Source organism: Flagellimonas beolgyonensis (assembly GCF_003992615.1).
Taxonomy (GTDB): domain Bacteria; phylum Bacteroidota; class Bacteroidia; order Flavobacteriales; family Flavobacteriaceae; genus Flagellimonas; species Flagellimonas beolgyonensis.
In genome coordinates this window covers 309923-333072 of the sequence record NZ_RZMY01000013.1, presented here as the reverse complement: position 1 = coordinate 333072, position 23150 = coordinate 309923, and the positions used below count along the sequence as shown (strand labels likewise).

Here is a 23150-nt window from a genome sequence, read left to right as displayed (position 1 = left end):
TGGCAATGGACAACTGTTTTATTGAATATCTGCAAGGCGAAAAGTAGATAGATAGGTCTGTAAATCCCATCAAAATTGTAGGGTTATTATGTTGTTCTGGAAAAAATTCTTTAATTTAACGTAACAACCCAAGTTTACAGATAATAAGCACCAGATAGTAGGTCTAGTGTTACCTTGCAAGGTTTAAATATTTGTAAACATTAAAGGTATATCTTCCCCCGATTGTTTTATTTGTAAAAAGAAGTTGAATTAAACGGACCATTGACTTGGTTTTGTTTATTTTTTAAAAGTTTTTGGGATTTTGGTGATTCATGGTCCCATTATTAAAAACAACCCTTAATGATAAACGATTCCATAACCAAATCACACTTTATTCTGCAGGTGCTGACTGGTTCGGAGTTTCGATTTATTTCCGCGAGCAATAGTTTTTTGGAAGCCTTGAATACAGATGAAAATGCTGTTATCGGTAAAAATCTCGAGGATGTCTTTCCAAAAAGCTTTCAAGAACTTTTACTAAAAAAGATTAGCAATGCAATAACCCAAAACCAAAGGGAACAATGGCAAGAAAATGAGCCATTGCGACCAGGCCTCGGAACGATCCATTTTACCATTGATCCGTTGTTCGATATGGAGGGCAACTGTTTGTATTTGGTAGGTGAAGCAACATTTTTGACTAATGAAGGGTCGGTGAGGACCAATTCTGCTTTTGGTGAAAAACAATGGGATAACATTATCAATACCATTGGCGATCCCATCTTCGTAAAAGATGATCAAAGTAGGTTGGTGGTGGTCAATGATGCCTTTTGTAGCATTTTTGGACTTTCCAGAGCCGATATCCTCGGAAAAACCTTAGCGGAGGATGTGGATCCGGAAGAACGTTTGAGTTTTTTGAAAATTGACAAGGAAGTCTTTGAAACGGGAAAGGAGAACATTAATGAAGAAAGTTTGACCGTTAGGGGTGGCGAAACAAGATTCATTTCGACCAAAAAAGCCAGGTTTGTCGATGAAAAGGGCAACAAGTACTTGGTTGGGATCATCCGTGACATTACCGATCGAATTAAGGCGGAGCAAGAGTTGAAACTCTCCAAAGAGTATACCGACAAATTGATCATGTCCATGCAGGAGGGTTTGATGCTGGTCGACGTGAAGGGCAAAATCATCATGGTCAATGAATCTGCTTGCAATATTTTGGGGTATACCAGAGTTGAACTTATCGGAATGGAATTGCCCTATCCTTTTGCCAAAATCGAAGATTTTCAGAAAGTTTTGAAGATGCAAAAAAGGGTGGCCGCGGGGGAGACCCCATCTTTTCAAATTGAATTCATCAGAAAAAATGGGGAAGCTTTCGAGGCTACTTTTTTAACTGGAAACATTACGGACGACAAAGGAAAGGTTATTGCCCTCTTTGGCACCATGATGGACATTTCAAAGGAAATCCGATCCAAAAGGTTGCTGGAAGAGAATGCGATCAAATCCAAGAAAAAGAAAGAGGTCATTTTAAAACTGGCCAGTCTTGTGGGGCATGACCTCAACAATTCTTTTAAACAAATAACCCAGCTTGCTTCGGAAACATTGCATGTTGAAAGAGTAAGCGTTTGGAGTTTCAATCCGGACAAGTCGGAAATTTTATGTGAGAACCTTTTCACCCAAAGTAATGCGGAACACACCAAGGGAATGGTACTCACCAAGGCCGATAATCCAAAATATTTTGAGGCACTGGATAAAAACCAGGCTGTGCTCATCGAAAATGTGCTCACCAATGAGGTGACCAAACAATTTGCGAAAGATTATTTGATACCGAACAGAATCATATCGTTAATGGATGTGTTCATCAACAGTACCGAAGGCTATTTCGGAATCATTTGTTTTGAGCACGTTGGAAAAGTTCCTCGAAACTGGACTCCGGATGAGCTGCAATTTGCAAGTTCCATAGCAAATATCGTTTCCTTGATGATAGAGAGCAATGAGCGAAAAATCGCGGAAAACAAATTGATTGTTTCCAACAAAGAATTGGCCAGTGCAAATGCCGAATTGATGGTACTTCGAAACAAACTGGAGCAAGAAAACATCTATTTACGGAACGAGCTCGATCTGGTCTTCAATTTTGAGGAAATGGTCTATGGTAGTGTGGAGTTCAGCAATGTACTTTCCGAAATTGAAAAAGTTGCCCCGACCAATGCCACAGTATTGTTATTGGGGGAATCGGGAACAGGTAAGGAATTGTTGGCCCGGGCCATTCACAATATTAGTTTACGGAATAAAAAACCATTGATTAAGGTGAACTGCTCCGCCATTCCCAGAGAGTTATTGGAGAGTGAACTGTTCGGGCACAAAAAAGGATCTTTTACAGGTGCTACGAGCGATAAAATTGGAAAATTTGAACTGGCGGATGGCGGTACGTTGTTTTTGGACGAAATAGGAGAGCTGCCCTTGGAGATGCAGCCCAAGATCTTGCGTTTCTTGCAAGAAGGTGAAATAGAAGTGGTGGGCGGCACTGGAGTTAAAAAATTGGATGTTAGGATCATTGCCGCCACAAATCGCAACTTAAAGGAAGAGATTGAAAGGAAACAATTTCGCGAAGACCTCTATTTCCGATTGAACGTATTTCCGATTGAAGTCCCCCCATTGCGGAACCGAAAGGAGGACATTCCTTTGTTGGTGGAACATTTTGTGGACAAGTTCAACAAAGAGTATAACAAGTCGATTAAATACGTCTCCGATGCTGCCATGGAAAAGCTCAAAGCGTATAATTGGCCAGGAAATATTCGTGAACTGGAAAATCTAATCGAGCGTGCATCGATTCTGACCAATGGGGAAACCTTGGTAATCCCAGGTTTTGAATCGGTCGCACAAAAGGAAAAATTGGCCTTAACCACCAAAAATTTGTCGTTGGATACCGTACAACGAAATCACATCATCAGTGTTTTGGAGAAATGCGATTGGAAGATATCCGGCCCCAACAGCGCTTCTGAACTGCTTGAATTGAAACCCAGTACGTTACGTGATAAAATGTCCAAACTCGGCATTAAAAAATAATTCTTCTTCCACGGTATACCGTTAAAGTGCATTTCATCGATTGAACAATCCACGGAATACCGTGTCCTATTATTTTGGCAGTACTTGTAAGGTAAAATGTAAACATCTGTTTGTCAGTTATTTAATTGATTTTTAAAAATCATGCAAGGATTTGGCACAGCTATTGGCATGTCCTTTTTTTGATGTAAAAATTTGGTTATCCGTCAGTTATGGAAAATCGAAAAAAGTAAAGCCATAAGTAAAAATCACATGTATTGACCAATGGAAAAGTTTAGGCAAGGCAGTACCACATATGGCAACGCCACTTTTTGGACTCAGGATAATGGCATACTGTATTGCAAACTAAGGAATTTGCAGCCGGACCTAAAGTTGGACTGCAAATCGGCAAGTTTGTATTTGGATGCAATACGAAAATTGTCCGCAGACGAGCCAGTACCATTGCTTATTGATCTAAGGGATACCAAAGGCACATTTTCCAACGATGCCGCCCATTTGCTTTCCGATAGTTTTAGCAATATGCCATTTGTAATCTGTGAGGCCTATGTGGTGAACAGTTTGTCCGTAAAGTTATTGGTTCAGGCCTATAAACGAATTTATAAAACCAATATACCATATGCCCTGTTCAATCGCATATCCGATGCCGAGACATATTGTTTGGCGATGACAGCTGAGCTTTGTCAGTAAAATAGTTGGAAAGTACATTTTCAGTAAAAGGAATAGGGAATAGGTAGTAATGAAGAAAGAAAACAAGATAAAGAGTAAGATGAAATTGAATTTTGTTTTGATTGATGATAGCGAAATCGATTTGTTCGTCAATCAAAAATTTATTGAGAAATCGTTGGGGGATGTCGAGATTCTCACATTTATACGGGCCAAGAATGCGCTAGATCATTTTATTGCTTTGTGCGAGCGCCCAAATGCGGATCATTCATTTATTCCGGACTTCATTTTTGTGGACATCAACATGCCAGAAATGGATGGATTCGAATTTTTGGATGCGTTTGCCAAGTTGAAAAATGAGGGCTTTCAAAACACCAAAGTTTACATTGTTTCTTCATCAACCCTGTTAAATGAAATTTTTGCAGCAGACAATCATTGTATTTGTGATGGTTTCATAAGCAAACCGCTAACAAGCGAAAGCATGCAAAAACTGGTCGATAGCGCGACTCCAAAAATGGCAGATGAATAAAAACATTAAAGTTTACAAATAACAACGAGTTACCAAAACATGAAAAACCAATTCGTTTTACATGAAACATGTTGAATTGAACCAAAAGGGCAATTTTGACCCTTGGGGTCAAAAAAGACTGGTGGAGCTGCTTAGGTTAAAAGCTGGTGAATCTTCGGATGAGGACTATCTCATCTATCAAAATGAGCGTATGAAGCTTAGCATTTTTGTTATGGAGCCTTATGAAAGGATACCGTTCAGGGTATTCAAAAATGATTTTAACCTTGTCTGTTTAACAGGCGGCGTTCTGGTTTCTAGATACTCGCATGGAGGTATCTCCCTTGTTCTGTTCGAAAAAGGAGAAAGTGTAAAGTACCAAGTTAAGAACTGTTCAATGATCCATGATTTCCAAAACGTTGGGGAAAACCTTTTGGTCTTGGCCAGTGTTGAGTACGTGCATTCTCCCGATCAAGTGGAAATGCCTTTTCACTTTTCGGAAACCTATCCCTCCCTGTTTTCAAAAAATTAATGGTCAGTTGCAATGAAATTGAATGACATCGCGCTGTTTCTAGCACGCCTGCAAGCAAGTTGTAATTAAATCCCCCTACTTATATGGCTGTTGGGCAGATGATGATTGGTTGCGTTTGAAAGGTAGGTCAGATCATGTTTGGTCCTACCCAGGATAAGAGCCCCTTTTTTAGGGGCTTTCCTGTTTTATGGGATATCCTTTGGTCCCATTAATAATTTAAAATTTCCTGGAATTTTAACACGGTGAATGACCTGCATCATTGCATTGCTGCTGTGTTCCTTTTTCCTTTGCAACAAAAACAAATGGTACTCTGGATCATCATAGTGACTCTTGTGTTGCTTATCGTTGGACTGCTCTTTGTACCCATACAAATTTATGTTGATACCGCAGATGCGACCTATTTTGTAAGCTTACAGGGACTGGCCAAGGCAAGTTTGGAGTCAGACAATAAGGAAATTTTGCGAATACGATTAAAAGTATTCTTTTACGAGCACTTTTTTTACCCATTGCGAAAATCGACCAAACCAAAAAAAATAGAAGACAAACCAGCAAAAAAAAAGCGGAGGATGAGTGGCCGGACAATGCTGCGTTTGGTCAGGTCCTTCAAAGTCCAAAAGTTGCGTTTGGATATGGATACGGGCGACTATGTGGTGAACGCAAAATTGTATCCGGTGTTTATATTGCTGGATCGGTATGTGGGCAGGTTCAACATCAATTTTCAAGATAGGAACAGACTGGTTATGGATGTGCGCAACACACCATACCGCCTTATAAAATCATTTATTAATCATTAAAAATCAAGGCCATGGATTTACATTTTGAAGAATTAATGGGAAAGGTCACTGACTTTTTAAAGTCAGAGGCAAAATCAGAAACGGTCATTGGTGAACCTTTTAAATTGGGAGAATTTACTTGTGTTCCCGTGATCAAAGTTGGATTGGGATTTGGCTCTGGAGGAGGCGAAGGAGTTGAAGCAAAAGGACGAAAAGGTGAAGGTGTCGGTGCCGGAGGAGGTATTGGTATTGAACCTATCGGATTTTTGGTGACCAAAGGTGAGGAAATCTCATTTTTGGAAGCAGGAAAAGCCCATGGATTGGCAGCCGCATTTGAAAAAGTGCCCGATCTAATTGAAAAATTTGTTGCCGAACGCAACAAAAAAGAAGAGGTTGTTGCCTAACCGTCGCAACACCTTTAAAAAGTGAACTGGATTGTATTTACTTTGTAAAACACAATCCAGTTCTTGTTTTGTGACCCATTGAAATTTATAGGAAAAAAGGAAATTAAAGGTCAATTTTCTTTAATTCCCAAAGCTTATCCGTTTTTACGGCAATCAGATTAGGGTTTAGGATTTTGGATTCCAATGAGGGTGTTTTGTACCGTTTTGGTGTCATTTGGATATTGTGACGGCGTTGCAAAAATTCGATGATGTTCCCATCCACATCCATCAATACTTCATGGAATTTGAACTCATAAATCTCCAAATTGAATTCATTTTTGCCCCGCAGTACTTTTTCGTACATAACACCAGTGGTCAACCCATTATGGAATGGGGACACATTTAAAAATTTGTAATCGACTACCAAGTTTCCATTGGTGTCGATAAAACCGAATACGGGAATGCCATCGACCATTTTTTGCACAATGCATCGCCCATTGTTGAATTGTGGATAGGCCAAGGAACGCATATCATCGTAAGAGGTCTTGGCTTCGGTGTTCCAATACAGGTCGTCCCTAAAATCAATGGCAATGGCACCTTGTTCATCCACAAAGGCCCATTTGTTTTCTTTTTGGATTGCTGCCAATCCTTCGTGAAAGGGGCTCACGTATGCCAAGTTTTCAGGCAATTGGGCAGTTAGCCCAATGTACATGAAAAGGGTCAGTAACAGGCTTAATTTCTTCATGGCGTTTGTTTTTTTCAATTCCATTAAAGGTCAATTATTCCAACGTGCCTTGAAATGATCTGGATCATGTGAGCTAGAAAAATAGAGTGGGTAATGCGATAGTTTATTTTACCGTTTGGGGGCGGGCTTTTAGTCAAAAGCGTTGTGTCTTTTTTATCGGTTTTGAGTTTTAGTGCAAAAACCGATGTTGGCCATATCGAAAGGATTCGGGCACAATCAGAACTCCCAACTTGCGGTTATTTATGAACAGCGCATAACGCTTTAATTTTCATTTAGCGTCACAAAAAGTTGGGATTTTATTTTCCACACCCCCGACGTTTTGGTCCACATGGCGGAATAGTGACCATTGACTATTGTAACATCCCCTTTTTCGGGATTATATCCGTTCCAAGTTCCGCTTTCCCACACCAATCCCTTTTTAACGTTAACATTCCATACCATGATCGACACACAATTTTCAAAGATGATTTCCCATGACATAGCAGAAAGTTTGGCCTATGTGCCCAACGCCATATCCACGATCTCGGTGCTAAAGAAAAAACCAGAGGCCGATCAAGAGAGCGCATGGTTATGGTAGCTTTTTTTTGTTCCAACATTTGAGAAAGGATTTTAGAAAATCCATTGATCAAAGTTCTTATATCAATTGCTTCAAGGCTGATTTTTTGATTGACAAGACAAGGGAACCCCGATGAGTATCAATTCATTTGATGGTAGAAGTCTCTTTTGGCCCATTTTTATTGTCTTTGGGCCAAAAATGGTTAAAAGAAAGGTGTAGAAATTAGGGCCATAACTGGCCACTATACATGAAAAAATCCCTATTTCTAGGGATTCCGTATGAGCAAATCAAATGAATTCCATTTATTCCATACTATCAAATTCGTCAACCAAAAAGAATTCTCTATCCGCGGTATTCGCAAACTGGATTCCCTTACCCATTATATATTCCATGGTCCTATTGTCTACAGATATGGCAAACCCCTTTTCAGTGGACACAAGTATAAAGGTATCTGCAACCCGTTTGTCATATCTTAAGGCTATGACGCAATTGTCCCTTGGATTGGCATTGTTTGTGACGGTAATGAGTTTCGATACAATAACAGGAGTATTTACCCTGTCTTTATCAACTTTTCCCATATCTGCAAGGTCAAACATGGTTTTGTAATTCCGGCTCTCTTGTACCGTAACGGAATAGGGCATTTTAACACCTTCTTTGATGTAGTTGAAGGTGCTGGTAGTGGTTGAGTTCAGAACCCCAGTCGGTCCAATTTGGGCGTGCGCCTGCACCATGGCAAACAGTACTATCATACTTGCGATCAGTTTTAAATTTTTCATGTTTTCGTTATTAAAGGGTTATACTTGTTTTTTTATTCAATGGAACCTTTATCAGGTAAGTGGCCAGTGTTGAAATGTTGGCTGTTTGTGAATGCAATGTTGCGAGTGTTCTATACATTGCCGCACCGCTGAAAACCTTCCCTGATTCTATTCTCGGGTCCAAAGCGATATCCATTATTTTTTACTCCCAGGTATCTTCGATAGTTTCATTGGGAACATGATCAAGGGAAGGACAAATGGATGGCCATATGGGAAGAACTGCCTGGGAAATCCATTTGGGATTTGTTTTCTTAGGGCAATGGGGAGGTTGATCTCTCTAGAATTTTTTTCTTTTCTGGGTTCTCTTCCTTATTGCTTCCCCCGGAAGCAAAACATTTTTCAGTATATAAAGAGGTCTGCATTCGTTTTCATAGGAAATAATTTTATGTTGTGAATGAATTTTCACAATACCATAAAGGTCATTCTTATACTTGACCAATATGATACACATTGATCAAAATGAATTGCATATTTCACACATGGTTTTTTTATTTGGTCCCGCCAAAAAAGCTTTGGATAAAGCATTTGCAGTTAGTTATTACATGATGATGTGTGGAAGTATGGAATCGAATCCCCATAGCGGTGCCAAGTGTGCATGTCATGGGGATATAATTGTAAAAAGATAAACCACAAAGATTGTTAAAAGCACGATTCCCTGCAGTACATTGGTACGCCCAGTAGCCAATGAAAGTACAATGGTAAATTGGGCCAGTACCAATAAAACCATGGCTTTTATATCAATACCTAGTGTTATTTCCATTCCGGTAATAAGAGATACAATTGCAACTGTTGGTATGGTGAGGCCTATACTGGCAAGAGCTGAGCCCAAGGCAAGGTTAAGGCTGGTCTGGAGGCGGTTTTTTCTGGCAGCGCGATAGGCTGCAAGTCCCTCGGGCAATAACACTACTGCCGCTATGATCACCCCTACCAGGGATTTTGGCGCAACTATTTTCAAAACGATGTTTTCTATATCGGATGTAAGGGCCTTGGCGAGCAGTACCACTATGCCAAGACACAAAATCAGCAATAGGGCACTTACAAGTGTTTCCATTACCGTCGGGGTAGGGGGCAGCACATTTTCGTTCTCAGTGGTTTCGGGTGATAAAAAAAAGGTGCGATGCCGTACGGTCTGCACCATTACAAACGTGATATAAAGAATAAGACAAGCAATCGCAACAAAAAGCAATTGTGTTGGACTGTTTGTGGAACCATTAAGACTTGGAGTGAATTTGGGAAGAATAAGGGCGAACACCAATATGGCGGTAAGGGTAACCAAGGCCGCGCTAACACCCTGGAGCCTGAACACTTGTTCCTTGTAACGTATGGCTCCTGCCAGTATGCACATCCCTATAATCCCCGTGAGAATTATCATTACCGAGGCCAAAACCGTATCACGGGCAAGTGTAACTGCCTCAAGTCGCCCCCCACCCAACATCAATGAAACGATCAGTGCCACTTCGATCACCGTAATCGCTGATGCCAGTAGCAATGTGCCAAAAGGTTCTCCCACCCTATAGGCGATTACCTCCGCATGGTGTACCGCAGCAATTACAGATCCGATCAGTAAAATGCCAAGGAACAGAGAATAGAGTTCCCCCAGATCCAGCGGAATGCCAAAATAGGCGAGCCATGCCAAAATAGGCATCGCAATGGTCCACAAAAGAAGGTATCGCTTTTTACTCATAATTGAATCAGGGGGTAAAGAGCTCCCGCCAAAAAATAATGGGGCGTAAAAGAGAGTATCCAAGAACATCGCTGCATGTTCTTGGATACTCTGAGGATTGTACTTGTTGTTCTTACGTATAAGTTGGTGGTTACGTGGATTTTCGACCTTGAACCATACTTAATATGATCGCAATGATTGCAATGACCAATAGTATATGGATGGTTCCTCCCGTATGATATCCAAGAAATCCAATGGCCCAAACAATGATCAATACTACGGCCACCGTGTAAAGTAAGTTTCCCATGATTTTAAATTTTATACAAATTAGTTCGTATTATTTTTGGCCAGATCTTTTAATGCTTGCCCCAGACTATCTATATCTTGGTTAAATTCCATCTTAAAAGATTCCCATTTATCATCGCCTTCATCTTTGTAGTAGCTCATTTTTTCTTTTAAAGACTGATTTTTTTGCTCCAATACGGCAAGTTCTTTTTCAAAATCCTGTTTGGCAGCATTGCTTTCCATTTTGGCTTTTGCCTTTAATTCGGCAATGACCTTTTCGTTTTCTGCAATTCTGTTGTCCGATTCCAGTTTGAATGCCTCGTATCTAAGGGCATATTCTCTCTTCGCCTCATCAAGACTTTCTTTTGCCTCAACTAGATTTTCCTTGGCCTCACCCGTATTCGTTGTCTCCTTGTCTTCGGCGGGCAGTTTGCAGCCATTGAATAGTATGACAGCTATGGCAACGGAAGCCAATCCAAAGATTAGGTTTGATATTTTTTTTGTTTTGTAGTTCATAATTTAAATTTTTAAGTGAAACATTTCACAAGACAAAGATGACCCGATAACCATGGATAGGCGTTATGTAGTAAGCTGTATTAGTTGCATGATTCACACATTTCCCTAGTTGCAGGTCCCATATTCTTCCCAATCGTTTGGTCATTGAGGACCGGTTTGTTGGAACGGGTCATAAAAGAAGATGCAACAAATGTGGCCTACTGTCAATTCCCACAAAAGGGTTGGAATCTTGGACCAAACCTATCCGATTCCATCAGTAAACCCATACAACCCGGACTTATACCAGATGGCCTTGTAAGGGGAAAAGATTGGAAACTAGGAAAATTGATGGGTTTTTTACCATTTTTGCGCATTTCAGAATGGAATTGAAATCCACTGGAATTCATAACAACCCGATTGCTGTCAGGGTACACCAAAATAGGGGATACGTGTCCGTTATATGCTTACGGGCACAGTTTTTCCCAATGAGCGCAACATCTTGATATGGTTCCAAATAGCACTGCCAAAGGTTTTTTGTGAATGGTAGGGCATGCCGAATTCTTTGGCGGTCTCTGCCACGATACGGGATAGACTTTTATAGTGTACATGACAGATGTTGGGCAGTAGATGGTGTTCCACTTGGTAGTTCAACCCTCCTATCAACCATGAGAAGAGGGCGCCCCTTGGCGCAAAATTAGTGGTTGTGGCCATTTGGTGCATGGCCCAATCGCCTGCGACCGTATTATTTTCATCCGGCATGGGAAACTCCAAACTGGGCATGATGTGCGCAACCTGAAATATGGTACTGATCAAAAATCCAGTCACCAGGTGCATACTTATAAAAGCCAGTATAATGATCCAGGGAGCTAGGGGGACCACGATCAATGGTAGAACGAGCGCAAAGGTATAGTAGACAAGCTTCCACAAAATAAGTATGGAGATTTCCCTTTGGAACTCATTCCGCTTGTTCAAAAATCCCATTTTCCTGTATCTGTTCATGCGAACAAAATCCTTGGTGGTGACCCAGGAAATGGTCGATATGCTATAAAAAAACCATGCGTATATAAATTGGAACCTGTGCAATGCATATCTCTTGGCATTTGGGGAAAAGCGCAAAAAAAATGGAGCATTGATATCATCGTCCGATCCAGTAATATTGGGATAGGTGTGGTGCAAAACATTGTGTTGTATCCTCCATACGGCCGAGCTGGCACCCACTAGGTTCATGGTGTAACCCATATACCGGTTAAGGGTCTTGTTCCGTGAATACGATCCATGGATGGCGTCGTGCATGATCCCCATGCCTATTCCGGCCATTCCAAGCCCCCCTATAAAATAGAGCAGAAAAAGAAGCCAGGGACTTGTGGCCATTCCCAAATTGATGAGCAGCAAGGGAACCACAAACAGCGATAACATTAAGACTGATTTGGCAATCATGCTTGTATTGGCGTATTTACTGATTCCCTTGGAATCAAAATACTGGTTGACCCGTATTTTTAATGCTTTTGAAAAGTCGGATCCTCCTCTTTTCGCAAATTTTGGATTTTTGATACTGTTACTACTTTTTTTAAAGCATTTGTCCATTTTCCATTGCAATGGAAGCACTTTATAATAAGCCCCAATAGCCGAACCAAAGGTTAGGTGGTTGCTTGAAACTCATGGAACTGTGAAGAAATTAAATGGGATATCTATAATGAAGACGAATACCTACATTAAGGATAAGACCTCAACTAATCTGGCCGCTATTCCTTAAAAACTTGGCTTAAACCGTTTATTGCACTATTGCATTGCTTTTCCGTGGGGCAAGACCAAACTATGACCAAAATGAAATCCGGTAATGGATTGCCCGTTGCACGGGCCAACTAATGTTAAAGGTAGGCTTAATTACAACTTGGCACGTAAAAAGTATGTTAAATTGCTATAAACAAATGAATTACACATTGTAAAGAATAGTAGGTACATTGTCCATAGGAGCAGTTTAATGACTACCTTTAGAAAATTATGCATAAAATCATACACAGGTACTTTACGTCCAAAAACTGGTAAGGGATCAGTACTTGTTTACGAACACTTCACGATTCAATTGGGAAACTACCGCATCCTTTTTAAACCTCAGTGTTTTTAACTGAAACCAACTTGCGGAAAAGAAATAAAACCGCAATTATAAGAAATGGCTCCTCAAGGATGCCTTCAAAAGAATTGAACACTTAAACCTAAAACCAAGGAAATGGCCGATAAAAAGGATTTGGATTTTACCTACACCACTATAGACGAAATATTCCGTTTAAGCATGGGTGAAACAGCCGATTACAGTGGCGCCAAGTATGATGGTGATTTTTCAATGTCCTTGGAAGAGGCCCAAAAGGAAAAACATCGGTTTATAGCAGATAGTCTAAACGTTACATACGGAAGCAAAGTTTTGGATATGGCCTGCGGCTGGGGCCCCTTTATCAAATATGCTTCCCAAGATAGGGGAGCCATTTGCACAGGCTTGACCTTGTCCAAGGGACAGGCGGAATCCTGCCGGAAGAATGGAATGAAGGTTCTTGTGAAGGATTGTCGTTACATCGTACCGGAAGATTTTGGAATGTTTGATGCCATTAGCTGCATTGGGGGATTGGAACATTTCTGTTCCGTTGAGGAGTGGAAAGAAGGGAAACAAGAAAAAGTGTACAGTGACTTTTTTAAGACCGTGGCCGATTTGTTGCCCAAGGGAGGCAGGTTCTATATGCAGACCATGACGTTCAGTAAAAATATGATCGATTATGAAGAACTGGATGTCAGGGCCGAAAAAGGCTCCGCGGCCCATGTCATGGCACTGATGGTCAAGGAGTTTCCGGGTTCATGGCTGCCCTATGGCCCAGAAATGGTGATACGGAATGCCGAACCGGATTTTAAGTTGATATCGAAAAGTAGTGGAAGACTGGACTACATTGAGACCATAAGCCAATGGCGAAAGAAGTTCAGGAAGTTCAACCTAAGAAAATATTGGCTCTATCTATCTCTGGCTCCCAAATACATAATGGACAAAGAATTTAGACATCAAGTGGCCGTCTTTAAGATCAGCCCGAACAAAATATGCTTTGAAAAGGACATAATGGATCACTATAGGCTTGTATTTGAGAAAATATAGCTTGGAACAAACACGCTGCATGATGTTTTTAAAATGGGCCAATTACTTTTTCTATAGTCTAACCGACTATTTTTCCCAAAACATATGAGGGTTTCCGTAACACGTAAGAACGTAAAATTTCTGCCAGATGCCAGTAGGGTGGTGGCCCGTTCATTTATGAACGGGGAACAACGGACCAAGGATTTGCTGTCCCTGATTTTTGGGATGAACGAAAGTCAAGTAAGGGAATCCTTGGAACAGACCCTAAGGGAATTTGCAAGTAGGCACCGTAACATTACCAAGCTCTTCCATAAACATTGTGATGGCATCAAAAATATCATTGAGCAAATGAACATGGATTTTGATGCCATTTCCATGGAGCGAAAATTGCTCATTGGTTCTTACCTTACCATGGAGTATTCCATAGAATCCGCGGCTATTTTTAATCCGTCCATCATCCAAGATCTCGACCAGTCCTATTTGGAAGAGGGTGAAATGCGCGTGATCCTTTCGTTTCGGGCAACAGGGGAAGGGCACATCTCTTCCATAGTTTTCAGAAGGGGAATAATCGATAAAAACAACGACTTGCATTTAATGGGCGTCGGCAATTCGATTGACATGGCGGAAATTTCCCATAAGAAACTTTATGATAAAGGACGATTTGTAGAAAAGATGCGGGAGATGCGCATCCCCATTAAGTATTCAAAAAGTATCATGGAGGACCTGCCGGATAAATTCGAGTATTATGTGCTAAAGAACGCGGTAAGGAAAGTAATGGACGACGCGGCCATAAGTCTTGAAAAAAGGTTGGCACTTGAAGAAATTACCTGGCTGGTGGATTCCTATTACGATATCGCGTTTGAGCATGATTCCGATTTGAGCGAACGTGTTATATTTCCTATTTCGGAATCGGAGAGCAAGGGGATCGAAGATGCCCGTTTTGTCCGCTTTGTTGAAAATGATGGTACCGCAAAGGTGTATGCCACCTATACCGCCTACAACGGCCATGCCATATTGCCAAAACTTCTTTCTACGGATGATTTCTATACATTCCGGATCATGCCCTTGCACGGAAATGGTGCCGTAGGCAAGAATCTGGCACTTTTCCCCAAAAAAATTAAGGGGAAATATGCAATGCTTTCCCGGGTCGATGGTGTGAACAACTATCTCATGTATTCAGAAAGGGCCACATTATGGAACGACCCCATCCTCCTCCAAAAACCAAAGTTCCCATGGGAATTCACACAAATAGGAAATTGTGGGTCCCCTCTATGGACCGAACACGGATGGTTGGTGATCACACATGGTGTGGGCCCCATGAGAAGGTACTGTATCTCCGTTTCTTTGTTTGATCTTGAGGACCCGTCAAAAGAAATTGGCCGTTTGGAAGAACCTTTGTTGATGCCTTTGGAGGAAGAACGGGAAGGCTATGTGCCCAATGTGGTCTATTCCTGCGGGTCAATCATCCACAATGACAGTTTGATTCTGCCCTATGCCGTATCGGATTATTCCGCTACCTATGCCGTAGTGGAAATGGCTGCATTATTTGAAGCGTTAAAAAAATAACGACGTGATTTTTCCACCGTCCCCTTCAGTCTTGCAATTCATTTAGAGTCAATTTTGTGCCTTTTGAGGTCTTGATTTCCTCTAATTGAAAAGACTCTTCATAGGCCTGCAGAACGGTTAAATGTGAGATAAGATAGGCCAACGAACTTTCGGCCCCCTGATTTCGGTTCACACCATAATTTTCAAAACCATCACAGCACCCTTTGGTCTCAAAATCATACAGGCTCATACGCATATCGTTTTCACCCAAAAACCACATGAACGAGGTGAACAGTTTTTTCAGAAAATCCCTGTCACCTGTCAATACATAAGCTTGATGGTACATCAGCACCATGGCCTCGGCATCAATGGGCTGTTGTGCAAACATGGAACGCTCCTTGTCCTTTACATACCAATCCTTGTTTCCGATGATGGACAAATAATCATCCTTCATCGTATGTTCGGTAAGAAAATCCATGGTGTCAAAGGCAACTTTGGAAATATCCCCGTCCTCCAGAACTTCCGCCGCATGTAGGAGTGCCAAGGGTAAAATGCCATTATCATACGCTAAAAGCGATTCAAACCACTTCCAATCTTCTGTATGGTTTTGATCATAATGGGAAACCAATATATTGGCCAACTTGTGCAAGGTCCCTTTCATAGTATCATCGGAAGCATTTGTCCTGAGATAATGGCTGATCCCGATCATGGTATTGGCAATCCCCCTTATGGATTTGATGCTGTCAAAATTGGGAACGGCATCGAAAAAGACCAATTTGCCCGTTTGATAATAGGCATCGTTGGGCGCATTTCCCAATAGATATCCCAGGGCCCAAATGGTTCGGCCAAAGGAATCCTCAGAACCAGTTTCATCCAAAAAATTACGGTTGAAACTCAGAAAATTCCGAAAAGTACCGTCCTTGTTTTGCATGTAATGGATATAGCTCAAATATACGGGCATGAATTCTAGGGCTAGCGGGTCTTTTTTCTGTTTATAGGTCATACAGACCATTAAAAGCGCCCGGGCATTGTCATCCAGACAATAACCTTCCTTTAAGTTGGGAATCCCGAATTTTGCATGTTGGATAATACCGGTGTCATCGGTCAATCTTTTGATATGCACCAAGGAAAATGGAGGCAACAACAAAGGGTCTATGGCGTTTTCTTTCTTTGGCATGGGCTCCTTGGGTTTCGATAGGACCTGTATTATAAGCTCCGCATATTTTTGTCCAATTTTGGGCCAGATTATGTTTTGTCCGTATTCCTCAGCCATCTCTTGAATTTTGTTTAAGATTTTGGGATTCTCCAACAGTTCATTCAAAACCTGTGATAGGCCAACAGAATCGTTGAAATCAAAAAGACGCCCTTTGTTTTCAGCCAGCAATTCCGCGGCATGCCAATATGGGGTGGAGACTACGGCACAGCCTGCGCCCATGGCATAGGAAAGCGTTCCACTGGTAATCTGCGCCTCATTGGGGTAGGGGGTAATGTAAATGTCGCAGGCAGAGAGGTATTTAAAAAGCTCATTTTCGTCTATAAATTCATTGAGCAGTAACACATGCTCATTTAGTTTTAGCGTTTTTATCAGAACCTGGAGATAATTCCGATATTCTTCTCCTGAATGCCGCAACACATTGGGATGCGTTTTTCCCAAGACGATGTACAAAACCTCAGGGTGTTTTTCAATGATTTGTGGCAAGGCCTTGATAACAGTTTCAATGCCCTTATTGCGACCGATGAAGCCAAAGGTCAGGAGCAATTTCTTTTCATTCAGTTTAAATTCCTTCCTCGACTCCTGTTTATCAAAATGAATATCGGGGACACCATGTTCTATAAGTATAATTTTTTCTTTGGGCACATCGTATATCTCCATCAGAAACTGAATGGCCTTATGGCTCATCACCACAACTTTATCGGACATTTTGCAAATTTCCTTTAAGATGGCCTTTTCAGTGTAGGAAGGTGTTTCCAGAATGGTATGTAAGGTTGTGATCAATGGAATGTTCAGGCGGTGTAGGAGGGGCAGTATATAAATACCGCTCAGACCACCATATATACCAAATTCATGTTCAAGTATACAGGCATCTGCCCCACTGAGATTAATGTAGTTGACGGCTTCCAGATAATCGGTTTGTTGTTCTTGGTTGATGCTCAGTTTTACTTCGGAAGGGTAGGAATATTTCTGGTTATGGTCGTTCATGGCGAAAACCATAATTTCTTTGACCCCCTTGCCGTTTTCCAACATGGCATGTGCCAGATTTTGGGTAAATGTACCAATGCCACATTCGCGTGGTGGATAGGTACCGATATAGGCTAGCTTCATCATGGATGGGATTATGTTAAAACAATGAGGGAATCCCTCTATAGGACACGCCCTTTATAGTCTTTATTTTCGATGCTGTTCATGGCATTCTTGTGCGCGCTTTTTTTCTTTAAGTTCAGTACGAGTTTCGGTTTATTGGACTTAGCGGGGGTCTTGTTTCCTTTTGACATTTTCTTTGGTTTTAGTGAGATTCGACTTTCCGGAGCTATATTGGAAAACAATCATAAGATATTGAAAATCAATGAGAAAAAATTGAATAAAAAAGGAGTAGAGTTGCATAAATCACAGATTTGTTCCGTGTTTAAAAAATATAGGGTCCCATAAGAAAATCGATGTGTGATTTCTGTAATTGCTTTCCTTAAGTGTGTAATGGCTGTACCGATTCAATATTCGACCTTTATCAGATTCCAACACGAAATAATCGGTTGATCATGAAAAGTAATCCAACATTACGGATAGATGTTCAAAATGACATTGAAGTTGATGTTACGGCCGACCATGGTGTTGTTTCCCTTTTTGGCACCGTAGATAGTTGCACAAAAAAATTGGAGGCTGAAAATGTAGCCAATAAAGTTATTGGTGTCAAAGATTTGGTACAGAACATCCAAGTGATGTTCAAGGATTCCTTTGAAAACGCCAATGGGCAAATTGGCGGAAAAGTCTTGAAAATATTGGTGTCCAATCCGTGCGTGCCCAATGATAGATTGACCGTAAACGTTGAGGATGGTTGGGTCACATTGGGAGGTGAGCTGTCCTGGGATCACCAAAAAGAGGCTGCAGAAAACGCTGTGCGTTTTTTGTCCGGTGTAAAGGGCATAACCAATAATGTTAAGATCATCCCATGATCATGTAATGGCATTGCATAAATGGATGTGCAAGTTCATTTGGCACGCAACTGGTTGAACTTTGGGATATAAAAACAAATTGGAAGAAAATTACTATTATGCTTTGGTCGATCAAATGATATGGGAGGTATTTGAAAAGTGATAAAGGCCGTATAAGGAAATAAGATGTATAATTTATCGAGGGAACAATAATTGTACGGCATTGTCCTTAATGGCGGTTGGACCCCATTTATAAAGTACCTTCTTTTTATGACCATTAGCTGGGGACGTCAAAAAATGGCGTCCTTTTTTCTGCCACACACCGGGATCAAACCAACTGTAATACCATTCTTTTTCCTGGACCGATTCAAAATGAACCGCATGGGCATCAACGCCCGGTTCCAGGAGTCCATGATATAGCAGGTCTCCTTGGGTTGCCAAACCACTGGGAGAAGGTGGGGATAACCGTAAAGGACCAGAATATTCATGTATTAAATCTTAGGTGGGTTGCTGTTGAATTCCCTCGTGTTCCAACCATTTTTGGACATCTCTTCGATCATCGAATTTCCAAAAAGCTTCTTCCTTGGGTGTTGTTTTCGCTTCAAACCCTGTTTTCTCAAATCCGTATACTTCAGTAATTATTCGGTATTTTTCCTTCCAAATGGTTTTAGGAAGCGTTTGATGGATATTTGCAGCCCTAATCGCTTGGGGATAGTATTTTTTGTGTCCATCCTCAAAAGCAAATGTCCACAGTTCATCCGTGGAAATTTTTTGTTCATTCCACAATTCGATTACGGCCCTTCCTATTTCTTCATGGCGCAAATGCCGTGTATATTCACCTGTAGGGCTGTGCGTTAAGACAAGATCAAATTTCCGTTCGGGAAGTAGGTCCAAGATGGCCTTTTTTACCACATTTTTGTTCAATGGCCGTTGCTCTGCACCATCGTCCAGACCGCCCATACAGCCCTCAGCTTTATAAATGGCAAGGGCTTTTTTAAATTTTGGGCCGAGATCACGGTCATTTTTTCGGCATAGACAGGCAACGAACCAATGATGCTCGGGATACATCAGTAGGGTACCACCGCACCACAAGGTTTCATCGTCGGGATGTGCAACGATGACCAAGATGTTTTTTTTCTCCGTGGTTTTGAGTGTTTTCATTGAGCCATTGGTTTTATTCCATTTTCGATTTTTTGGTGATCGGAAGTACCGCGCCGGCCATTTCCCCGATAATGTTTACCAGTTCACTGCCTGTGGGCACCACAATTTTGGCATTCGTCTGTAAGGATGTTTCAACAGCCTGTAGTTTTCTCAGGATCTGTGCGTTGCCTATAAAAAATTTATCAGCTGCCTCGTTTACGAGCTTTATCGCCTCGGCCTCGCCTTCGGCGTGTAGTATCTTGGCCCGTTTATAACCTTCGGCTTCTTTTATTTTAGCCCTTTTTATTCCATCTGCAACTGTTTCCGCAGCCGTGGCCGAATCTATGGCCGCAATTTTTTCGTTTTCGGCCTTTACCACTTTGTTCATGGTTTCCTGCACATCCTTGGGCGGATCAATTTCTTTTAATTCCGTTCTTACGATTTCAATGCCCCATCCCATGGTTTCCGTGTGGAGGGTTTTGTACAGCTCTGCGTTGATTTTGCCCCGCTCGCTATTGGCCGATTTTAAGGTCAAGGTACCAATGATGTTCCTAAGCGTTGTACGGGCAAGGTTTACAATTTGATACTTAAAATCGTTTACATTGTAAATGGACCCCTTTACACTCTCTTCGTTATCCTTGACCCTAAAGTATACCTGCGCATCCACGCTGGCATTAAGGTTATCATTGGTGATGATCTCTTGGGGCTCCGCATCCACCATTTGCTCCGTAACGTTGACAATGAACATGCGGTCAACGATCGGGATGATCCAATGGAAACCGGGACCGGCAAAACCTGAGTATTTCCCCAATCTTTCTATCAGGCCTCTTTGGGTAGGGCGAACGATTTTCACCCCTATAATTAGGATGATCAATACGGGAAGGATAATCATGGGATACGTATACATGTCAGACTATTTTAATGTTGTTCATTGATGGCTTTTTTCAGGACGGTGCTACTCATAACCACTTTTAATGATGGTAGAGATCATTTTGAACCGCTCGTTGGCCTTTATGACATTTTTGGAATGGGCGGGGATGATAATGGCCTGTCCGGTCTCCAAGGTCTGCGAATGGTCTTTGATCAAGATTTCGCCCCGGCCCTCTATGATCTGAATGAACGTATCGAAAGGCGATATTTTTTCCGTTAGGATTTCACCTGAATCAAAAGAGACCGCGGTAACATTTCCAGTGGTTTTTTTTATGATCGTCTTTATGACCACTGCATTGGGCACGTATTCTATAATCTCGACAATGATAAAGACTTTTGATTTTTCGACCTCTATATTTTCCATAATTAAAGTTTTATGGGGGGGAGGGTAATGGGTTTTTCTTCCTTCCTGCCACCTGAATAAAGGTGCGTCATTTCTATGGACAATGCATTACACGGGAAAGAGGAATAGTTGCAGTTTTCCCACATTTATCAAGGGATTGATAGAGGTCGAGATAACTTTAAGGGGTATACTGCGGAATTTGTCCGGATAATGTTTATCTGCCCAAAACAATCAAATGTCCTCCAGATTTTTAAGGCGTTTCTTTTTCAGCTTTTTATAATAGGAAGGGGTTAGCCCCGTGATTTTTTTAAACTGGTTCGATAAATGTGAGACACTACTGTAATGCAGCAAATAGGATATTTCGGTCAGGTTCAACTCATCATAGAGCAAAAGCTCCTTTATCCTTTCTATTTTGTTGATGATTATAAATTGCTGAATGGTAATCCCCTTTACTTCTGAAAAGGTATTTGCCAAATAGGTATAGTCATACCCCAATTTTTCACTGATGTAGTCAGAGTAGTTTACTTTGGGCATCTCATCCGAGTAATGGATCATCTCAATGACTATCGACTTGATTTTTTCAATGATGATCTTTTTCCTGTCATCGAGCAGTTCGAGACCATATCTTTTTAGGTTCTTACGTAAAGCGTCTCTTTGAAAATCAGTAATGTCTTCCAAGATCTCTATGGTTCCAAGATCCACATTGACATAGTGGAGGCCAAGCTTTTTGAGCTCCTCCTTTACCACCATTTTACAGCGTAGACTCACCATGTATTTTATATATAGGAACATTGTTTTTGGAATTGGTTGTTCTAGGGCAAACGAAATGCTGAGGTCAACAATATGTGATTTATACAACTTTTGCTTTAAATCGTATAAATAACAGGAGTGAAAATAAACTTACCTTATACTACTATGTAAAAAAGTAAGGTCATGCAAAATAAAATAAAAGGAAATCAACTGATGCAAGAGATTTTTGATTTGACCCTTTCCTTTCAAATGGAGTACCCTGTAATATACGACAATTTATTGGAAACACCACTTTTTTTGGACTATGAAAACAAAGGGATATCAGAAAATGAATTTGAGGGGTATTATAAATTTCTCAAGACACAGCTCAGGGTTTTTGAGAAGCAAAGATTACCGGAAAGGAATACAAATCAGATGATATAGGGCCTCATTGGGGGCTACGGTCATTTTGATGAAGAATTTATGAGCAATATGCCATAAACCTATGATATGTGTAAGATTAATAAAGATTTATGTTGCGGACTCCCAAATTCTATGTGCCATCTTTGTGTTGTTCAGTTTTAACAAAAAAACTGACAGCTAATATGAAATACTATGAAAAGAAAAAACTTTATCCACCTTGTTTTTGATAAATTCAGGAGTTTCTGTAGACCCATGTTTTATAATGGAAGAAGTGGCCGAATAACTGAAGAATTAAAAATGGACAAAAATTTACATTGGTTCATTTAAGACCAGTAAAGATTGAAGGGGCGTATGTAATTTGTACAGCCTTCTGTTTCAAAAATTCTACTGATTTAGTAAGTGAGTAAATGCTTCTGATTTTTTTCAGAGGCTCAAAAAAGGGCAGGAACTAAAAAACACTGCCCTTTTTAAACCTAAAGTGCCAACCTTTAAAAAGAACCATAGTCTCTATAATTAAGGCTTTTGAAATCACAAACACGAGGGAGCCCAACAAGTAAATCCATACCCTGATGCGAAAATGCCTTATCCTTTTCATCGTCTACTTGGCAATGCTTTTTCTGGTTGCCGTACAATAAAAAGTGAATTCCATATCAACTAAAAATATAAACCATGTCGAAAGAAAAAGAAGGAAAGAAAAAGTCAGGTAAAACACCGCCCTCAAAGACCCCTAAAGAAAAAAAGGCGGCCAAAAAGGCCAAGCGGAATGCCAAAAATAGGTCGGAATAGTGGGAAGGGTCCAATCTTAAATTATTTAACTATGGAAAAGGGTGAGTTTGAAGAATCCAAGACGTTTAACCTAGCGGATATACTGGAGTTCAATTCCAATGCCATTGTGGTAAAAAACATAAGTGTCCAGAACAGCTGTATCATACAGGCATTCGCATTTGATTTTGGCAAGGTGTTGTCCCACAATGAATCCCCTTTTGTTCGATTCATCCATATCATCGAAGGGAAGGTCGAGGTGGTCATAAACGGTAATTCCACTTTTATGCAGCGTGGGGATTCCATACTTATCCCTGCATACACTTCCAGTTCCATTGAAGCAAACCATAAGTTCAAAATGATCTGTACCACGATCCAAAATGAATGAACACTTTACTGAATTTAAAGATTTAAAAGCAAGTGGAACCAAGAAGGAAGACCATGAAAAATAAATACAAAAAAGGAGATCTCGTTTTTGCCAAGGTAAGGCCCTGTGTCACGCTTGTTGTACGACTGTATGTCCGCAAGGTCTACTACTGTACCATCCACAACGACCCCACCGCAAATGAAC

23 protein-coding genes are annotated in these 23150 nt (G+C 40.9%); 12 read left to right on the top strand and 11 right to left on the bottom strand.

All coding sequences use genetic code 11. The features are described from left to right. The first annotated feature begins 339 nt into the window (after positions 1–339). The 6 genes from EO131_RS08225 to EO131_RS08200 all read left to right on the top strand — a co-directional run bounded on the left by EO131_RS08225 (position 340) and on the right by EO131_RS08200 (position 5910). On the top strand, positions 340–3036 hold the full coding sequence (locus EO131_RS08225; RefSeq protein WP_164731651.1) for a sigma 54-interacting transcriptional regulator: 2697 nt from the start codon (positions 340–342) through the stop codon (positions 3034–3036). Positions 3037–3297: 261 nt separating this feature from the next. After that, positions 3298–3720 (top strand): DUF7793 family protein, encoded by a 423-nt coding sequence (locus EO131_RS08220; protein WP_127020714.1) that lies wholly within the window; start codon positions 3298–3300, stop codon positions 3718–3720. Positions 3721–3769: 49 nt separating this feature from the next. Further along, complete coding sequence (locus EO131_RS08215) at positions 3770–4225, top strand: response regulator (protein ID WP_127020712.1); 456 nt, start codon at positions 3770–3772, stop codon at positions 4223–4225. A 61-nt stretch (positions 4226–4286) separates the two neighbouring features. Then, the gene (locus tag EO131_RS08210; protein WP_127020710.1) at positions 4287–4733 is read left to right on the top strand and encodes a hypothetical protein; all 447 of its coding nucleotides are present in this window, start codon (positions 4287–4289) and stop codon (positions 4731–4733) included. A 302-nt stretch (positions 4734–5035) separates the two neighbouring features. Continuing rightward, a complete protein-coding gene (locus EO131_RS08205; RefSeq protein WP_164731650.1) occupies positions 5036–5527 on the top strand; it encodes a hypothetical protein in 492 nt (163 codons plus the stop codon). An 11-nt stretch (positions 5528–5538) separates the two neighbouring features. After that, entirely contained in the window at positions 5539–5910 is a 372-nt protein-coding gene (locus EO131_RS08200) for a GerW family sporulation protein (RefSeq protein WP_127020706.1), read from the top strand. Positions 5911–6013: 103 nt separating this feature from the next. On the opposite strand, the gene EO131_RS08195 is transcribed toward EO131_RS08200, so the two are convergent. Beyond that, positions 6014–6634: a WG repeat-containing protein gene (locus EO131_RS08195; RefSeq protein WP_164731649.1), complete on the bottom strand. Its 621-nt coding sequence runs from the start codon at positions 6632–6634 to the stop codon at positions 6014–6016. A 439-nt stretch (positions 6635–7073) separates the two neighbouring features. Here EO131_RS08195 and EO131_RS17125 point away from each other — a divergent pair, with 439 nt between their 5' ends. Further along, on the top strand, positions 7074–7211 hold the full coding sequence (locus EO131_RS17125) for a hypothetical protein (RefSeq protein WP_164731648.1): 138 nt from the start codon (positions 7074–7076) through the stop codon (positions 7209–7211). Between the two features lie 281 nt (positions 7212–7492). On the opposite strand, the gene EO131_RS08190 is transcribed toward EO131_RS17125, so the two are convergent. From EO131_RS08190 to EO131_RS08170, 5 genes are all read right to left on the bottom strand, one after another. Then, positions 7493–7966, bottom strand: coding sequence for a hypothetical protein (locus EO131_RS08190; RefSeq protein WP_127020702.1), 474 nt, complete (start codon positions 7964–7966; stop codon positions 7493–7495). Between the two features lie 637 nt (positions 7967–8603). After that, positions 8604–9689, bottom strand: a complete 1086-nt coding sequence (locus EO131_RS08185) for a calcium:cation antiporter (protein WP_127020700.1) — start codon at positions 9687–9689, stop codon at positions 8604–8606. Positions 9690–9819: 130 nt separating this feature from the next. Next, complete coding sequence (locus EO131_RS08180; RefSeq protein ID WP_127020698.1) at positions 9820–9975, bottom strand: lmo0937 family membrane protein; 156 nt, start codon at positions 9973–9975, stop codon at positions 9820–9822. 20 nt (positions 9976–9995) lie between these two features. Further along, positions 9996–10469, bottom strand: a complete 474-nt coding sequence (locus tag EO131_RS08175; RefSeq protein WP_127020696.1) for a sll1863 family stress response protein — start codon at positions 10467–10469, stop codon at positions 9996–9998. Positions 10470–10904: 435 nt separating this feature from the next. Next, the gene (locus EO131_RS08170) at positions 10905–11864 is read right to left on the bottom strand and encodes a fatty acid desaturase family protein (RefSeq protein WP_127020695.1); all 960 of its coding nucleotides are present in this window, start codon (positions 11862–11864) and stop codon (positions 10905–10907) included. Positions 11865–12675: 811 nt separating this feature from the next. Between EO131_RS08170 and EO131_RS08165 the strand changes: the two genes are divergently transcribed. Together EO131_RS08165 and EO131_RS08160 are read left to right on the top strand one after the other, a co-directional pair. Further along, positions 12676–13581 carry a class I SAM-dependent methyltransferase gene (locus tag EO131_RS08165; RefSeq protein WP_127020694.1) on the top strand — a complete coding sequence of 302 codons (906 nt, stop codon included), beginning with the start codon at positions 12676–12678 and terminating at the stop codon, positions 13579–13581. A gap of 84 nt (positions 13582–13665) precedes the next feature. After that, positions 13666–15126: a glycoside hydrolase family 130 protein gene (locus tag EO131_RS08160; protein WP_127020693.1), complete on the top strand. Its 1461-nt coding sequence runs from the start codon at positions 13666–13668 to the stop codon at positions 15124–15126. 25 nt (positions 15127–15151) lie between these two features. Here EO131_RS08160 and EO131_RS08155 read toward each other — a convergent pair whose 3' ends face one another. Continuing rightward, complete coding sequence (locus tag EO131_RS08155; RefSeq protein ID WP_206512872.1) at positions 15152–17431, bottom strand: glycosyltransferase family 4 protein; 2280 nt, start codon at positions 17429–17431, stop codon at positions 15152–15154. Between the two features lie 428 nt (positions 17432–17859). Between EO131_RS08155 and EO131_RS08150 the strand changes: the two genes are divergently transcribed. Next, entirely contained in the window at positions 17860–18273 is a 414-nt protein-coding gene (locus EO131_RS08150; protein ID WP_127020692.1) for a BON domain-containing protein, read from the top strand. A 477-nt stretch (positions 18274–18750) separates the two neighbouring features. On the opposite strand, the gene EO131_RS08140 is transcribed toward EO131_RS08150, so the two are convergent. From EO131_RS08140 to EO131_RS08125, 4 genes are all read right to left on the bottom strand, one after another. Continuing rightward, a complete protein-coding gene (locus EO131_RS08140) occupies positions 18751–19413 on the bottom strand; it encodes a PIG-L deacetylase family protein (protein ID WP_127020691.1) in 663 nt (220 codons plus the stop codon). 13 nt (positions 19414–19426) lie between these two features. After that, positions 19427–20299: an SPFH domain-containing protein gene (locus EO131_RS08135; RefSeq protein ID WP_206512871.1), complete on the bottom strand. Its 873-nt coding sequence runs from the start codon at positions 20297–20299 to the stop codon at positions 19427–19429. Between the two features lie 48 nt (positions 20300–20347). After that, positions 20348–20686, bottom strand: coding sequence for a cupin domain-containing protein (locus EO131_RS08130; protein WP_127020690.1), 339 nt, complete (start codon positions 20684–20686; stop codon positions 20348–20350). Positions 20687–20896: 210 nt separating this feature from the next. Continuing rightward, entirely contained in the window at positions 20897–21457 is a 561-nt protein-coding gene (locus EO131_RS08125; RefSeq protein ID WP_206512870.1) for a helix-turn-helix domain-containing protein, read from the bottom strand. Between the two features lie 141 nt (positions 21458–21598). On the opposite strand from EO131_RS08125, the gene EO131_RS08120 reads away from it, so the two are divergent. Both EO131_RS08120 and EO131_RS08115 read left to right on the top strand, forming a co-directional pair. Then, a complete protein-coding gene (locus EO131_RS08120) occupies positions 21599–21838 on the top strand; it encodes a hypothetical protein (RefSeq protein ID WP_127020689.1) in 240 nt (79 codons plus the stop codon). Positions 21839–22634: 796 nt separating this feature from the next. Continuing rightward, the gene (locus tag EO131_RS08115) at positions 22635–22967 is read left to right on the top strand and encodes a cupin domain-containing protein (protein WP_127020688.1); all 333 of its coding nucleotides are present in this window, start codon (positions 22635–22637) and stop codon (positions 22965–22967) included. The last annotated feature ends 183 nt before the right edge of the window (positions 22968–23150 follow it).

What these genes read in the sequence shown, in the direction of transcription:
- EO131_RS08225 (WP_164731651.1), top strand. Translation starts at nt 340, where the DNA reads ATGATAAACGATTCCATAACCAAATCACACTTTATTCTGCAGGTGCTG.
- EO131_RS08220 (WP_127020714.1), top strand. Translation starts at nt 3,298, where the DNA reads ATGGAAAAGTTTAGGCAAGGCAGTACCACATATGGCAACGCCACTTTT.
- EO131_RS08215 (WP_127020712.1), top strand. Translation starts at nt 3,770, where the DNA reads ATGAAGAAAGAAAACAAGATAAAGAGTAAGATGAAATTGAATTTTGTT.
- EO131_RS08210 (WP_127020710.1), top strand. Translation starts at nt 4,287, where the DNA reads ATGAAACATGTTGAATTGAACCAAAAGGGCAATTTTGACCCTTGGGGT.
- EO131_RS08205 (WP_164731650.1), top strand. Translation starts at nt 5,036, where the DNA reads ATGGTACTCTGGATCATCATAGTGACTCTTGTGTTGCTTATCGTTGGA.
- EO131_RS08200 (WP_127020706.1), top strand. Translation starts at nt 5,539, where the DNA reads ATGGATTTACATTTTGAAGAATTAATGGGAAAGGTCACTGACTTTTTA.
- EO131_RS08195 (WP_164731649.1), bottom strand. Translation starts at nt 6,634, where the DNA reads ATGAAGAAATTAAGCCTGTTACTGACCCTTTTCATGTACATTGGGCTA.
- EO131_RS17125 (WP_164731648.1), top strand. Translation starts at nt 7,074, where the DNA reads ATGATCGACACACAATTTTCAAAGATGATTTCCCATGACATAGCAGAA.
- EO131_RS08190 (WP_127020702.1), bottom strand. Translation starts at nt 7,966, where the DNA reads ATGAAAAATTTAAAACTGATCGCAAGTATGATAGTACTGTTTGCCATG.
- EO131_RS08185 (WP_127020700.1), bottom strand. Translation starts at nt 9,689, where the DNA reads ATGAGTAAAAAGCGATACCTTCTTTTGTGGACCATTGCGATGCCTATT.
- EO131_RS08180 (WP_127020698.1), bottom strand. Translation starts at nt 9,975, where the DNA reads ATGGGAAACTTACTTTACACGGTGGCCGTAGTATTGATCATTGTTTGG.
- EO131_RS08175 (WP_127020696.1), bottom strand. Translation starts at nt 10,469, where the DNA reads ATGAACTACAAAACAAAAAAAATATCAAACCTAATCTTTGGATTGGCT.
- EO131_RS08170 (WP_127020695.1), bottom strand. Translation starts at nt 11,864, where the DNA reads ATGTTATCGCTGTTTGTGGTTCCCTTGCTGCTCATCAATTTGGGAATG.
- EO131_RS08165 (WP_127020694.1), top strand. Translation starts at nt 12,676, where the DNA reads ATGGCCGATAAAAAGGATTTGGATTTTACCTACACCACTATAGACGAA.
- EO131_RS08160 (WP_127020693.1), top strand. Translation starts at nt 13,666, where the DNA reads ATGAGGGTTTCCGTAACACGTAAGAACGTAAAATTTCTGCCAGATGCC.
- EO131_RS08155 (WP_206512872.1), bottom strand. Translation starts at nt 17,431, where the DNA reads ATGATGAAGCTAGCCTATATCGGTACCTATCCACCACGCGAATGTGGC.
- EO131_RS08150 (WP_127020692.1), top strand. Translation starts at nt 17,860, where the DNA reads ATGAAAAGTAATCCAACATTACGGATAGATGTTCAAAATGACATTGAA.
- EO131_RS08140 (WP_127020691.1), bottom strand. Translation starts at nt 19,413, where the DNA reads ATGAAAACACTCAAAACCACGGAGAAAAAAAACATCTTGGTCATCGTT.
- EO131_RS08135 (WP_206512871.1), bottom strand. Translation starts at nt 20,299, where the DNA reads ATGTATACGTATCCCATGATTATCCTTCCCGTATTGATCATCCTAATT.
- EO131_RS08130 (WP_127020690.1), bottom strand. Translation starts at nt 20,686, where the DNA reads ATGGAAAATATAGAGGTCGAAAAATCAAAAGTCTTTATCATTGTCGAG.
- EO131_RS08125 (WP_206512870.1), bottom strand. Translation starts at nt 21,457, where the DNA reads ATGTTCCTATATATAAAATACATGGTGAGTCTACGCTGTAAAATGGTG.
- EO131_RS08120 (WP_127020689.1), top strand. Translation starts at nt 21,599, where the DNA reads ATGCAAAATAAAATAAAAGGAAATCAACTGATGCAAGAGATTTTTGAT.
- EO131_RS08115 (WP_127020688.1), top strand. Translation starts at nt 22,635, where the DNA reads ATGGAAAAGGGTGAGTTTGAAGAATCCAAGACGTTTAACCTAGCGGAT.